General features: G+C 32.7%; 18 protein-coding genes. 3 read left to right on the top strand and 15 right to left on the bottom strand.

The window, feature by feature from the left end:
• The first annotated feature begins 504 nt into the window (after window positions 1-504).
• Both MHH59_RS28200 and MHH59_RS28195 read left to right on the top strand, forming a co-directional pair.
• On the top strand, window positions 505-909 hold the full coding sequence (locus tag MHH59_RS28200) for a DNA polymerase I (RefSeq protein WP_340853331.1): 405 nt from the start codon (window positions 505-507) through the stop codon (window positions 907-909).
• A 168-nt stretch (window positions 910-1,077) separates the two neighbouring features.
• On the top strand, window positions 1,078-1,785 hold the full coding sequence (locus tag MHH59_RS28195; protein WP_340853328.1) for a DNA polymerase: 708 nt from the start codon (window positions 1,078-1,080) through the stop codon (window positions 1,783-1,785).
• 129 nt (window positions 1,786-1,914) lie between these two features.
• On the opposite strand, the gene MHH59_RS28190 is transcribed toward MHH59_RS28195, so the two are convergent.
• From MHH59_RS28190 to MHH59_RS28145, 10 genes are all read right to left on the bottom strand, one after another.
• Window positions 1,915-2,667, bottom strand: coding sequence for a hypothetical protein (locus MHH59_RS28190; RefSeq protein WP_340853325.1), 753 nt, complete (start codon window positions 2,665-2,667; stop codon window positions 1,915-1,917).
• A 13-nt stretch (window positions 2,668-2,680) separates the two neighbouring features.
• Window positions 2,681-3,706, bottom strand: a complete 1,026-nt coding sequence (locus MHH59_RS28185) for a hypothetical protein (protein WP_340853323.1) — start codon at window positions 3,704-3,706, stop codon at window positions 2,681-2,683.
• Between the two features lie 101 nt (window positions 3,707-3,807).
• Window positions 3,808-4,164 carry a thioredoxin family protein gene (locus MHH59_RS28180; protein WP_086419602.1) on the bottom strand — a complete coding sequence of 119 codons (357 nt, stop codon included), beginning with the start codon at window positions 4,162-4,164 and terminating at the stop codon, window positions 3,808-3,810.
• Between the two features lie 106 nt (window positions 4,165-4,270).
• Entirely contained in the window at window positions 4,271-4,444 is a 174-nt protein-coding gene (locus MHH59_RS28175; protein WP_340853320.1) for a hypothetical protein, read from the bottom strand.
• 13 nt (window positions 4,445-4,457) lie between these two features.
• A complete protein-coding gene (locus tag MHH59_RS28170; RefSeq protein ID WP_000369000.1) occupies window positions 4,458-4,682 on the bottom strand; it encodes a DUF1653 domain-containing protein in 225 nt (74 codons plus the stop codon).
• A gap of 34 nt (window positions 4,683-4,716) precedes the next feature.
• Window positions 4,717-5,013: a hypothetical protein gene (locus MHH59_RS28165; protein ID WP_340853316.1), complete on the bottom strand. Its 297-nt coding sequence runs from the start codon at window positions 5,011-5,013 to the stop codon at window positions 4,717-4,719.
• A 51-nt stretch (window positions 5,014-5,064) separates the two neighbouring features.
• Window positions 5,065-5,781: a hypothetical protein gene (locus tag MHH59_RS28160; RefSeq protein ID WP_340853313.1), complete on the bottom strand. Its 717-nt coding sequence runs from the start codon at window positions 5,779-5,781 to the stop codon at window positions 5,065-5,067.
• 163 nt (window positions 5,782-5,944) lie between these two features.
• On the bottom strand, window positions 5,945-6,970 hold the full coding sequence (locus MHH59_RS28155) for a hypothetical protein (protein ID WP_340853311.1): 1,026 nt from the start codon (window positions 6,968-6,970) through the stop codon (window positions 5,945-5,947).
• A gap of 521 nt (window positions 6,971-7,491) precedes the next feature.
• Window positions 7,492-7,863: a hypothetical protein gene (locus MHH59_RS28150; protein WP_340853309.1), complete on the bottom strand. Its 372-nt coding sequence runs from the start codon at window positions 7,861-7,863 to the stop codon at window positions 7,492-7,494.
• Between the two features lie 142 nt (window positions 7,864-8,005).
• Complete coding sequence (locus MHH59_RS28145) at window positions 8,006-8,677, bottom strand: hypothetical protein (RefSeq protein ID WP_340853306.1); 672 nt, start codon at window positions 8,675-8,677, stop codon at window positions 8,006-8,008.
• A 501-nt stretch (window positions 8,678-9,178) separates the two neighbouring features.
• Between MHH59_RS28145 and MHH59_RS28140 the strand changes: the two genes are divergently transcribed.
• Window positions 9,179-10,144 (top strand): sigma-70 family RNA polymerase sigma factor, encoded by a 966-nt coding sequence (locus tag MHH59_RS28140; RefSeq protein ID WP_340853304.1) that lies wholly within the window; start codon window positions 9,179-9,181, stop codon window positions 10,142-10,144.
• 124 nt (window positions 10,145-10,268) lie between these two features.
• Here the strand turns inward: MHH59_RS28140 and MHH59_RS28135 are convergent, their stop codons facing one another.
• The 5 genes from MHH59_RS28135 to MHH59_RS28115 all read right to left on the bottom strand — a co-directional run bounded on the left by MHH59_RS28135 (window position 10,269) and on the right by MHH59_RS28115 (window position 13,381).
• Window positions 10,269-11,093, bottom strand: a complete 825-nt coding sequence (locus MHH59_RS28135) for a GH25 family lysozyme (protein ID WP_340853301.1) — start codon at window positions 11,091-11,093, stop codon at window positions 10,269-10,271.
• Window positions 11,094-11,112: 19 nt separating this feature from the next.
• Window positions 11,113-11,412, bottom strand: a complete 300-nt coding sequence (locus MHH59_RS28130) for a hypothetical protein (RefSeq protein WP_340853299.1) — start codon at window positions 11,410-11,412, stop codon at window positions 11,113-11,115.
• Window positions 11,413-11,428: 16 nt separating this feature from the next.
• On the bottom strand, window positions 11,429-12,436 hold the full coding sequence (locus tag MHH59_RS28125) for an N-acetylmuramoyl-L-alanine amidase (RefSeq protein ID WP_340853298.1): 1,008 nt from the start codon (window positions 12,434-12,436) through the stop codon (window positions 11,429-11,431).
• 199 nt (window positions 12,437-12,635) lie between these two features.
• Window positions 12,636-13,013 (bottom strand): hypothetical protein, encoded by a 378-nt coding sequence (locus MHH59_RS28120; protein WP_000655295.1) that lies wholly within the window; start codon window positions 13,011-13,013, stop codon window positions 12,636-12,638.
• Complete coding sequence (locus tag MHH59_RS28115) at window positions 13,013-13,381, bottom strand: hypothetical protein (protein ID WP_340853294.1); 369 nt, start codon at window positions 13,379-13,381, stop codon at window positions 13,013-13,015. Before MHH59_RS28115 ends, MHH59_RS28120 begins: the two co-directional genes overlap by 1 nt.
• Window positions 13,382-13,760 lie beyond the last annotated feature (379 nt).

Genomic DNA, 13,760 nt, shown 5'->3' with positions numbered 1-13,760 from the left:
CCTAGAACAGGCGAAATAAGCACGAAAGCGATCCACCCTTCAACAACAGGGTGATGATATAGTCCGATACTCTTTGAAAAAAGAGAGCAAGGATAAAGAGCCTTGCATTACTACAATGACAACAAGTACCAAGTAAAGCTGATTTTATACGTATGGCCTTTAGAGCAGAAGAAGGTAGATTATTCACTAGTATTGACTTCAGTTTACAAAACGTTGGCTGAAGTCGTTAATCTAAACCTACTCAAAACAGGGAACGCCCTCATGTAATGGTGGAGTGAATCCTGTGCTTCTAGTGACAAGAAGTGCAACGACTACTTGTTAATTATCATCTCGATTCATAGTTAACAAAATAATGAGTCGTCTATCAACCAGAATTGATAAATCAATCGAACTTATTTATACGGTAGGCTATGGGCTTAGTGGTCACAAAATTTGCCCATTATTTGCAGGAATGCAACAGAAGGTATAGTCTAATCCGACTTCTTTAAGAAGTGTTCAAATACCATGAAAATGGCGGTATATATACAACAAGAATTACGCTGGCTCGCAATCGTTACACAAGAACCTGTTCTAATGGAAGCCTTTAAGAACGGTTTAGATGTACATAGTCAAATCACTTGCCAAATTAAGGGGTTTAATTATAACTTGTTTGAAGATATCCGAAATTATAAAAGAGAGACAATAAAAGAGACCAGACATCATATACAACAGATTATAAATATCTGGTCAAATACCCCAGAATGTCTATATATCTTGAAAACATATAATATGAAAGAACTAAACAGTAATACCATTCCTTCTCTAGCGAATGCTTTTGAATCGCTTAGAAAGGAAATGAAAAGCATAGTATTCGGTAAATGGATTGCCGAATTAAAATCTCACTCAAAACAGGGAAACCTAAGTGTATAAGCATATGGTAATCCTGTGCCAAAGCGTTCATGTGAATGGCAGGTGCAGAGACTTATAGCGTTCCGCGGTTGTATAAACAACCAATCTAACGAGTTCGCTTAATGTGAGAAGCAATTTAAAATAATTGCTAAGGTATAGTCCACTCCCTTAGGAAACTAAGGGGTTTAAGTGACCTTATATGGTATAACAGAAATCGGTTTATCTGATCGATTAAATATTACAAAAGTAGCAGCGACCTCCTTAATTAATCAATTTAAAAATCAATTACCAAAATTTTTAAGATGGGAAGCTGAAACACATAGAGAAGTTTTAACTAATGGTTATGTAAAAGATTTGTTTGGTAGAAAAAGACGTTTTAAAGAAGCGATTTTAAATGCTACCTCTTCCTCCACCTTTAAGAACAAAAATTCAGATTGGAGATTAGATAAAATAAAACGGCAAAGTTGTAACTTTAAAATACAAGGAACTTCTGCGACACAAGTTAAAAAAGCTATGGTGAATTTATTTTATCCCACTCGCTCAGATGGCACAAAATGCTTAGATAGAGTTGAATGGCTACAGGAGGATTACAAATCTATACTTGAAGATCATGATATACACATCGTATTACAAATACATGATGAATTAATCTTTGATGTACCACAAGATATTTCCCAAGACGTTTTAAAAGAGATTTCAAACATCATGCTAAATGCCATTCCTTCTACACATTTAGGAGTGACATTTCATTCTGATATTCATACCTCTCCATATTGGGGTGGTACATTTTCAATCGAAGAAATTAGAGAGTACTCTAATAGTGATTTAGATTTCAACAGATTATTTCATCAACAATTTGAAGAGAAAATAAACGACTTCCTTAATTCAACGTTTTAGGTACATTAAATAAAAAATGACTTGAAAATTAAACATTATAATTTCCGCCTTGATTAAACGAGATAAAAAGATAAATAAAAAAACGTACACTTCTGTACGTTTTTTTATTTATCTTCAGTTTCTAATTATCTATACAAAAAATTGAAATACCATTTCAACTTCTGCCTCATCTGTATATTCAACCCTAGGCATAGTACTTGGGTTACCATCAATAGCTAACGACAATGGTGCCAGACTAACCATTGGTGTAGGTGTTGTTAATAAAACCTTACATGCGGTTACCCATTCTACACCATATTTTTGCCGTGCCGAATCATTTAATTTCACATCAATTCTAGAAATATTTCCAAAGTTCGTTACTGACTCCCCTATTTGCCTATTAAATCCTTTAACCGCAATACCATTACGTAACGAGTCATACGTTACAATATACTTCTCTGATGCAATTGTGAGAATTTTATACGGCATTGCACTCTTAACAAATTCAAATGTATTTGGTCGTTTGTCAGGCTTTCTAGTACTCATCTCAAATACTTTAATTAATTCAATATCTTTAAGTGATAATTGTCTCTTTTTACCCCCGCAATTGCTTGCTGTATCATATGGTGCAGGAGCTATATCATGAGATAATTCACCTGGAATATCAATACAATTAAAGCATCTTTCAATAGATTCTATAATCGTAACAAAGTTTAATAATTCAAAATCTATATTTGTACGTTCTAATTCATATAATTTTTGTTCAAGCATCTCTAATTCTATTTCCAAACGACATTTTGTAATAGAGGAACAATCTGAACTAGCTATATCATCTCTCATACGCTGCATAGCATCTTCAATAGCTAAAATCTCCTCATACAAATCTCCAAATCTAATTGTCATTATCACTTCCTCCTCACTTTTTTTTCGGAGCCTTAGTAGGATCTAATGTCCAAGTGATCCAATCGCTTACATCTTTTAAAGTACTTACATGGAAGTACTCTCTACACTGTCTAAAGAAAGGAATGATAGGACTATTCCAATTCCCTGGCCCTATTTTCCCAGGTCCGTTTCTTCCAGGAAGAACTGTATATATAGTTTTCATAGGCACTAATGCATAACGATTAAATACTTTAAGGCTATTTAGCTTCCCATCAACCTGATCGTATGTAACTTCTTTATACAGGCGATGTGAAGGTTCACTACTGCCCTCTAACTTTTGTCTATCATCTGATACAAGAATAAGAGAATTCTCTACAGGTTTACCATTTATTACACTTTTATCTATCACTTGATCAATCGAATGATAAATTGCAGACATACCAGATTCAGGGAAATCCGATCCTCGCTTAAATGTTAGCGTACCAATATCAGAAAATGCTTGTGCTAATCCTTGTACATCTACACTTTTATTCAGTAGAATTCTCCAAAAGTTCGGTCTATTCTTTCCTGCTGTGTCTGTAGGATCAGCATAGGCCACTAATGATACTTTACATGGGATTTTAGCAGCTTTAGCATAGCGTTCTATTTCATTTGCTGTGGCAACTAATAAGTTTCTAACACGACCTCCAGGTTCAAGGCCCCCTCCTTCAAACATGGATTCAGAAATATCCACAACGAAAATAATATTAACCCCTGTGACTGTAACAGGTGGTACCCACGGATCCGGTTTTGGATAAGGTAAAACTTGTGGTTTTCGTGCATAAGAAGGTCTCACGCACTCTCTTATACATTCCCTGATTTTATACATTAATGTATCCAAATTTTCACCAGATTCAAGTCCTGATTCCATGATGACTTCACGTATAGCTTCTAATTCATCTACATATTGCCGTAAAGCATCTACTGAATATGGATGGCTATGTGCCATACCCTTACGCAAATCTTTAATCATTTTATCTATTTCTTTAACATATCTCATAATACTTTTAAGTTTAGGCATTTCGATTGTAACCTCCTAACCAAATATAGTAAGCCCATTATAGGAAAAGGTGTGTCAAATGACACACCTTTGTGGTATTACCTTTTCAAGTTTTTTCTCATTTAAGCATCTTTTTCTAATACTTCTTCTTCAGCCTCCATTTGGCTTGCTAATTTACTAGCCTCAATAAACTCCTGAATTTCTTGCTTAGGAGTAAATCCAACTTTCTTTTCAATATTTTTACCATCTTTCATAAACAGGAGCGTTGGAATCGTACTAACTTCACACAATTTAGTGATATCTAAAAATTGATCAGCGTTAACTTGAATAAATTTAATATCGTCAATTTCTTTTGACAATTCCTTAATATCCTGTGTAATCATTTTACAGGGGCCACACCAAGTAGTATAAAAATAAACTAAAACAAACCCTTCTACTATCTTTTCTTTAAATTCTTCAACTGTATTAATTTCAAACATTTTATTCCTACCTCCTGTAAAGTATTTATAAGGAAGAAAGCCAATAAATCCTTTATACCGTATATCAATATAAAATAATTATATATTTGCATAAATTTATATCTACTTAATTTCCACCACAGCCGCACCCCACCTTACGAGCTACTGTATATGCATTACCGTCATTCCACTCTTGAGAAATATTTAATGCATTACGAGCAGAACTAGCCCAAACTTCTTTTTCTACATATTTTCCTTCTGTATCATGACCAGAAACCATATATTTTCGCTTGCCTAACAAATTAACCCTCTCCTTAATTACTTTTATAGAAATTACCTAAATGCTCAAAGCGGGGAACTTTTACTCCGCATACCTCAATATCCGCCATAAAAGTACTCTGAGGTTCAATCCAAGTATTTCCTTTAGCATCTTCATAAATTACCATTTCTTCATCCGTTCCTGTTTGTTTTCCCTTACCAGTAACGAGATAAATTCCACCCTTATAATATCTATAGATTTTAACTTTTTTATTATCCATATCTCCTCAACCTAAACATAATCCTCATATAAATTTATTTAATGATTTCCTTCATTTCTTTTAACCAATTTACTAAAACCCTTTCTATTTCCTGCAAACGTCTTATAGAAGTACTTTCAATCATTCTTTTAGATGCTTTATTGCAAATATAGAGACGTTCTTTTTCAGTATCAAATACCAAAGAAAGATGGTAATCTTGTAAACCAAGTGAAGTGGAATCATATCTTACCATTCGTTTAATGGAATGTTCGATATGTATCTCCTTTAACTTACTAGCGAGGTTTTCTCTATGCTTTTTCCACTGATCCGTTGTAAATGTATTTAATAGCATATTAAATTATCACCAACCTTAAAATCATACCCTCTAAATCTCATTTATTAACTACACTAAAATTGCTGAATCATAGTCCCCTGATACAATATAATTAATCCCTGAATCATTATGAATTTTAATTATAATCACTTCGTTAATTTGATGATTTATAAACGATCCATAAGGTACCTCAATATCTTTCATTGCATCAATAACATTTTGAATCTCTTTATTCTTAACTTTCATTGCATTTTCTATTTTGTTGCTACTATTAGAAAAATGTAATGGATACTGTAAGTTTTGCTCCGTTACATTTTTTACATTTAGTTGTTTCACTAAATATTTCACATAATCTTCTGCTTTTTTAAGCCGATTCTCCATATTACGATAGTTCTTTTCCAGCTCCGCAATATAAAGATTTCTACTCATATCTGCTTCATTATTAGAATTTGATTCAGAAGCATTCTTAGCCTTTTTATTCAATTGACTTTTTTCCTCATTGTTATCTCTTACTTGCAACTGTTGTACCTCAAGCAAATCTACATGTTTCAAAGCATTATTTTCACCTTGATCTAATTCTTTTTTTATTGCCTTTTGCAAGTAATTAAACCATTGGACTAACCATGTGTTATCAATATGACCATGAATAATTTTGTTTTGTTCTTCCATAGAAAAATCCATGTCACAAATTCTAGCAAGTCCGGAATTAATGTCGATACTAATGGACAAATTTTCGCCACTTTGAATTAACTGTACTAATCGACTAATTTTCTTAGATAATTCCATATCGTTTACCTCTCCTATTTCGTACTGGTATTATAGTAGTCGATATATATATCAATTTAGTTGCGAGTTTTTTCTATATCTAATTTAAATATTAAATTTGCTATAATACGTACTTCCTTATGAAAAATAATGTACTATGTTTTTACATTCACATTAAAAAATCTTAAGTATTCGGTAATTCATCTAATGGTTTATATTGAAATGCATTAGATTTTTCAGACTCTTTACCCTCTAAATTAATTGCCGTCATTTCAATTACAGATACTTTATCATTAAAAATGTTATGATCTAATTTAGCAGGTGAATGCTCAACACCTGTTAAAACTAATACACCATTTACAAAAATGTTATAAGTCTCACTATCAGGTGACGTACTATAATCAAATCTAACTTCTACTCCACTTCCCATATTATCCATAGAAGTAATAGCTGGTGGTTCAGGGGCTTCATTTCCTACGACTGTAATTGGTAAAAATACTTCATGCACCCCATTTGTAATGACTATATCTGTAGTTCCTCCACTAAGGCCTGTTACAATTCCTTCAGGGCTCACCTTTGCTATATATTTATCTTTGACAGAATAAGTAGTGCCTGTACTCGCCCAATATACATAAATTAACCAGTTATCACCAACTTCTTCTTTACCATCTGTTTGGAAGGTAATCCCTAAATAGTCACCATTTAAATTTACAATTCGATATTCATTTCGTTTATTCGTTGCTATAACCTGTAATCCTTGTGTTTCTCTATCATCACCCACACCAAAACCATTGGTAGTCTTTACAATTTCAACTGTTCGTTCTTCGTATTTATAATTACTAATGTCTACCGTTGTAATTAAACCTTTATTATTATATAAATTATCTATATCTTTAAATAACATTGCCGGACGAAGTTCAGCAGTAACATTCCTTGTAATCCCATCACTAGTTAAGGCTTCTACATTCAACTGAACTTGATCACCCGTGTTGAGATTTAAATTCTTGTGGGAAACCATTAGAAAAGCTGTTGATGATAAAGGCTCGAATTCTGTATTAAGAAAAGCATCAACTTTCTTCTGGTACTTCTTTAGAGAGTCCTCCAAAACTAACTTGGCTTCTCTATAGGAAGTCTCAATTAATGCAGAACTTACCTCATCTCTCTTTTGCTCTAAAGTGCCTAACTTCGTTATAATTTCTTTTGCCCTCATATTTCATCCTCCTCCCTCTTGTATCGCATTCATTATAAGGATTTACAAAATTTTTTATTTAATTTTTTGTAGAATAATTCTAGCCTTTTGTATAGTCATATCGTTTAACTTCGCAAAAGAAAAACTCTTTATATTCAAATCTATAAAGTAATTTTTCAACTAATTCCCCGAAAGAATTCTCCTTCCTCAAGCGTGTGAAGGGCGTAGCCCAACGGTAGGTGGGAGATGAATTTCGGTTTGGCATAGCCAGAAACTTTTGATAAACTAGCTATATGAAGTTCTTTGATAACTTGATATATGAGGTTGCAGGAAGAAAATAGAGTGCGAAAACCAAGCCATTCGGTTCCTGCGTAAAATATCAACCGTACCAAAAGAGCGTCCAAGCGTTGGACATCTAGGGGTGGAACACCCCGAAGTAACGCTCAGGGAGACGAAAGGGTACTTTCGTCGTGGAACTGAGAAGCTCCCACTTCAAGCTTTGCTAAGTGGCGAGTAGTTCACTGATGCTGCCTTGTTCATTGTTATTTTTTAAATGCAGGATGTCCTTGAATACTTCTTGTTGCTTTAGAAACATCTTCATTCAACTCAGTTGTATCTAGAGAGATATCTTTAGCTAAGCTAACTAACATGGTCATATATTCAACTTCTGCAAAGGATATGATAGAATTTTCACCTTTAGCATTTTTTCGGATAATAGTAATACCATTTTCCTGCCATTCCTTAAACTTACTTTGAAAAAAAACATCTGCTTCCTCTAAGCTAAGACCTTCAGTTAATTCTTGTGTCTCACTCTTTAACTTTTTTACTAATTTATCCTCCAGCCAATCAACTTTCTTTGAATTTCCACTTTTAAAATAAAAGACTGCAGAAACGTTAAATTTATTTATTTTCATATTTAAATACCCCCTAGATTATAATCTTTCATCTACACCTGATCTTACTCTAAAGCTTCAATAGGTTAATTAGTTTGATATGGAATTTATCCCATACAGTTATATATTTATAGTCGTTTTACTTTACTAGAATGTTGCGAACTTATTTCCTAATAATTAAGAACGAGCCAATATCATGAGAAGCATCTATAGGTATTGATATAGTTCCTTTAATATGAGAGTTACTTGATTTGCGAATCGAAATACTTCCCTCTAATCGCGATGCACTTGCTACATAAATAGAACTTTTTATCTCTTCAAACATACTCATTCTAATAATAGCTGTTCCACTAAGAGTATAGCTCGCATACTGTCTTGTTAACATTGTAGACAGTATTTGTGACATATCAGGGTATACCACTAAAATATTGCTATGAATCTCCATAAATTTATAATAAGTACCATCTGCAAATGGTTCCGTATTTAATACTTTTCCAATTAATAAATCGTATGCTGAGCCGCCAATCAAATTAATATCATGATGTTTCTTTGTATCCATGTGCTCAAATACTAATACAGTACGATTATTAGAAAAATCATATACCCCACCTAATTTACAAATCACAGGAATGTTATTATCTTGAAAGATAGTTGTAATCATTTCAGGAAGTTCACTTTCAAATTGCTCATGATAAGTTTTATATTCCCCTGTCTTTAATATGACATTGTATACTATTCCATCAATCTTAATTTCTAAGTTTTCATCTAAAATAGAAATAACATCCTCCAATTTTTTATCACAATATATTCTATAACCATGCGGAGTCAATGCCACTTTCTTCACCTCCTAAGAAAATCCAACTTTTAACAGCTTTATTACTCTTTAAAAATTTTTCTTTGCTTTTAGTTTTGTTTAACTGAAATTTAGTTTGAATAAAACAGAATCATTACTCCTCCTTTTTCATAGTAGCTATCGAAATATCCCTAATAATAGTTGTTAGATTTTAAAAATTTAATATAAAAATAGTTTTTTCTAACCTTTAATTCCATACTTACAAGTAGTCTCCATCTGTTCACTTAATAAATCTATATTTTCTTCCCGTTTTAGATCATTCTACTTTTCCGTCGCAACCTATTAACTTCTCATAACGACAGTTAGTATGCAGATTCAACAAATAGGAGGATTTAAAAATGACAAAAAACAAGTTACTAAAGACATTATATTTCAATTTAAATACTTTAAATTGGGGCCCATACTTTGATTCATTACATCAACCTTATTTCTTAAAATTAACCAACAGTTTTTTCTTCGTTAATAGAGTTGGGGTGAATTAAAGTGCCTTCCCAAAGATATATTGACCTTAGAGAAGATAATTTACCTGACTTACATAACAATGTGTTATTGAAAGCTTGCCAAGAGGATCCTGATTTACTCTCTGAACTTTTATATGAAAATAAAGAATTTCTCTTCTCAATCATTGCTCACTACAAAGGCAGCATTGAATCCCTGAAAAACAAATTTAACGTGGATGAAGAAGAGTTACTTCAACACGCTTATATAGCTGTTATTACAGCAATTAGAGATTTTGATTTTAATAAAGGAATTAAGTTTACTACTTATATTTATCGGCCAATTATATGGGAAGTTAACCAATTACTCTATAATGATTCTAGACTTGTACGCTTAAGTCGAAGTGCAGTGGATCTACTCAAACAAATGGAGAAAGTTGAAAATGAACTAGGTTATTTCCCAAAAGCTGAAGAATTAGCAAAATTACTTGATGTTACTGTAGAGCGCATTGAAAATGTTCTTCGATTCGCTTCAGAATTAACCTCTTTAAATTCACTTGAAAGCTTTGAACCCGAGGATTACTCAATAGGTTATGAAAGTAAAGTAATGGATAAAATCTATGTAGAAAATCTACTTAAAAACTCCGATTTATCCGAATTTGAAACTCAAGTGATCAATCTTATTATGGATGGTAACAATAACTCACAGATAGCAAAAAAATTAAATGTCTATCCAATGACAGTTAATCGTGCTTTAAACCGTATAAAGAATAAATTAGATAACAACTTTGAGTCAAAACGATTGTCCAAATATGAAAGTGAAATTGGACTAATTGCAGAAGAAATGACCGAATTAAACTGTATAATGAAAATAGAACAACTTAAAGATTTATTAGATGTATGTGGTTACAATATAAGCAAGTATAGCTCTCGGGTTTTATATTATATTCGTCAACAAGCTATAAGCCGCTTAGATCAAAACCTATCTGAATGCAATGATTTCTCGCAATAAAACTTAATTAAGAAAGTATACAACGTAAAATAACAGAAAATTCTAACTAAAATAATTCTTAAAAATCATTTTAGTTATATATAAAAATAAGCAGATTCTTTAAAGTAAAGAATCTGCTTATTTATTAAATTTCTTGAATCCACATACCATAGTTAGGAAGAGCTAATTTTAATTTATTAAATGTTTCATCAACCCATGATTTAGTATTAAAATCTCCTACGATAATTCGATAATTATCATTTCCTAAATTCTCCTCCCACAAACCATAACCAGGTAGAATTTCTTTTACTCTATTCATTGTGACATCCTTCCACTCAGACGTATTAAAGTCACCAAGGTGGATACGATAAACCGTTTTGTTCTCCTCTTCTCCCAAGAACCATTTAAGAGATTTGCCACCATTCAAACGGTTAACATCACAATTCCCAATTCCAGATACATACCCACCTGTTGTATTGTCTGCGTATTGCCATAAATCACAACTATATTTTGGCTTATTGCCGTAGCGTGGAACCCATAAAAAATCAGCTTTTAAATTACTTAACCCATATTTTTCATACATATGGTGGCTTACATATAAACCAACCTTCCACCCTGCCGCTTTACATGTATCAATAAATGCTTGAGATGCTGCAGCTAATTTACTTGGTCCACAACTTGCGAGTGTATCGTCTTCTACATCTAACACTAAGAATCTAGCATTTGGACTAACTCGTGCCATAAAATCTTTCGCTTCCACAATTGCATCATTAACACTCACATAACACCCGTAAGCATATGCTGCATGCGGGACCCCATATGCTTCTAATTTTTGCACATGCTGATTATACAATTTATCACGTTTCAATGAACCATATTGCACACGACAAATAGCAAGATCTACATTTTTCGCCGCCACAGCCCAATTAATATTATCATTCCATTTTGAAATATCAACAATATATCCCATACTTTAACCCCATCCTTTTTCAACGTAAAATATCAAATTTTTTCAAAAATCCATTCGCATAATTTGCTCCTCTACTTGCCAATAATCCTGCAGATATAATGGATATATATTTTCCATATCCATTCAAATCAAAGAAGTTTAAATTAAAAGCAAATGCTAAAGAAATACCTACCAAAATAGATAACAGATACGTGAAACGATCTTGAATGGTTCTATTAGGTAGCATGTTTTTTAGAATCTCTGTAAGAGATTCTGTTAGAATTGCTAAAATCACTAACAATGCTCCATTTTCTAGCATTGACTGTAAAAGGTCATTCATTTTCTATTCCTCCCATTTAAAATAGTGCATACCAAGTTTGCATACCAACTACACCATCGATAGATAAGAAACCAGAATTACACTGAAACTCTTTAACCTTTTCTTCTGTTTCCTTACCAAATATGCCATCAACACTCACTTTTAATGTTCTTTGAATCGCCTCTATATTCCGTCCCCTATCGCCTCGTTTTATAGGCTTCCCTGGATATGGTCGAACAGGAGGGCTTCTCATATACTCTTCTAGTTCTAAGTTGATGTAATTCTTGCCTAATTGTGGTGAACCTGTCTCGATTAAAATACTTTGTCCTTCATACAATGCATGGATGTCCAGTTCTGGATTTAGTTTTTTTAAACAATCTGCTTTTATACCAAATTGAGTGGTTAAAGACTGAAGCGTATCGGTTGAACGTATTGTATATAACTTTCCATTTTTGACTGACACCTGTTTAGATATCAAATTGGTGCCCTTTGTACAACTTTCATACTCGTCTACTACATCCATAATGAATTGATTAAAGCTTTTACCTACATATTCTAGTCCTTTAGTGGGATCACTTCTCAGCTTAGAATCTAGTACATCATGCCCTATAATATCTCGGCGAGGATTTAGTCCGAACTTATAACAAATATAAGCATGCAGCCAAACATAGCGCTTATACGAATCTATCTTATCAATTTTTTCACCGTAACATAATTCCACTCCGATGGCAGAATTATTAGCACATGTATCATATAATGCATTACTAGTATTAACATCATAAATTACATGAAAGGCATATTCTGGTTCATATGTCACAGCAGGTATACATTCAATAATTTGTTTATCATCTACGAGAAAATGTACCGCAGTATTTGATTGATTCTGTGTACGTTGATAATAATCTACACTTTCTCTTGCTGTTAAGTTTGGATGCTCTATATCATGTGCAACAATAAATTGAACATAAATGCGATTACCAGGACGCTTGGTTGATCCTTCATCCAGATAATCCGTTTCAATTTCAAATTTTTTCTTAAATCCCACATCAAGACCTCCTCATGCCTGAATAAAACGAAGAACATCAATCTCGTATTGCAACACTTGATTTGCATTATTATAAGGAGAATATTTAATGGTTTAACATTTACTTAGAATAATAAATATATTTAAAATAAAAACAGATAGAGGTAGTCCTTGTTTTTAATATAACTAATTATTCTGAATGAAACTCCCAGGATTCACCTTATTCCGCAATACTATTGCGTCTCCTTTGTACCTCTTCTTTTAATTCTCTATTCGCAGTGGTCAATTCATGTACTTGCGTTTCCAGACTCTCATTACGAGCCGTTAATTGTCTTACTTGTACTTCTAATTGAAGATTCGCTTTTGTTAATCTAGCAACCTCTAGAGTTAGTTCTTTCACCTGATTTTGATATGTTAACATCATATCTTTGAGTTCAATTCGAAACTGTCTTTCGTCATCAGATAAAGAATGACGGTTTGTACTTGTATCGATACTGGTGTTAGAAGTTGGTTTGTTCTTAGAAGTTAAGTAGCCAAAACCTCCTGTAATAAACATGCCTAATACAGAAGCAATTGCAGAAATTAAACTATCTTTCATTAACCGTCACCTACTTTCATCAGCTTAAGATAGAGACCTGCGGCCAAAAGTGCCCAAACAAAATAACTTGTACCTGTTGTAGCACTATCACTTAACCATAAGGAAACGGAAACAAATGTCCAAAATCCAATAGAAATTAACAATCCAATACTTCTAATAATCTTATTATCTGTAGCCACCCCATATAATAAGAAGAAAGATATAAATAAGCATTGCATGCCCCATAACTGTTCCGGCATAACTTGCTCCATAGTACTGTAAACAGAATTTTTAAATGTAGCAATGGGAGATAACAATAGAACTGCCCACCACAGTGCTATACTGATCAAACCAATTTCAACAAGATTGTATTTTCCCTGTTTAGGCATATATAATAGCCTCCTACTTTTAGAAATTCTCCCACCTTAGACATAACTTAATGTGAATTATTACAAGGTAAAGAGATGTTACACATGAAGTACACTCAAAATTTTTATCTCCATGTATTGTCAGAGATAAAACGTATTCCTATTTCATTTATCCTTATAACTTAAGGCAGTTATCACTTTCTATCATTGAGTCTTATCTAGCTTCTTACGTAAACAAGTTAAAACAATTTCATGTCAGTATACATAAAACTAACTTTCTACATTGGATATATTTACGCTGTTAAAGAATTTAAGTAGAAAATTTATATATTCCCTCTAACATTACTCAAAATAAAAAGGTTACACCTTTCTTAGAGAAACAATATCTACAATACAATAC

The sequence above is a fragment of the Bacillus sp. FSL E2-0195 genome (genome assembly GCF_038003645.1).
GTDB classification, from domain to species: Bacteria; Bacillota; Bacilli; order Bacillales; family Bacillaceae_G; genus Bacillus_A; species Bacillus_A mycoides.
This window is presented reverse-complemented; position numbering and strand designations above follow the sequence as displayed.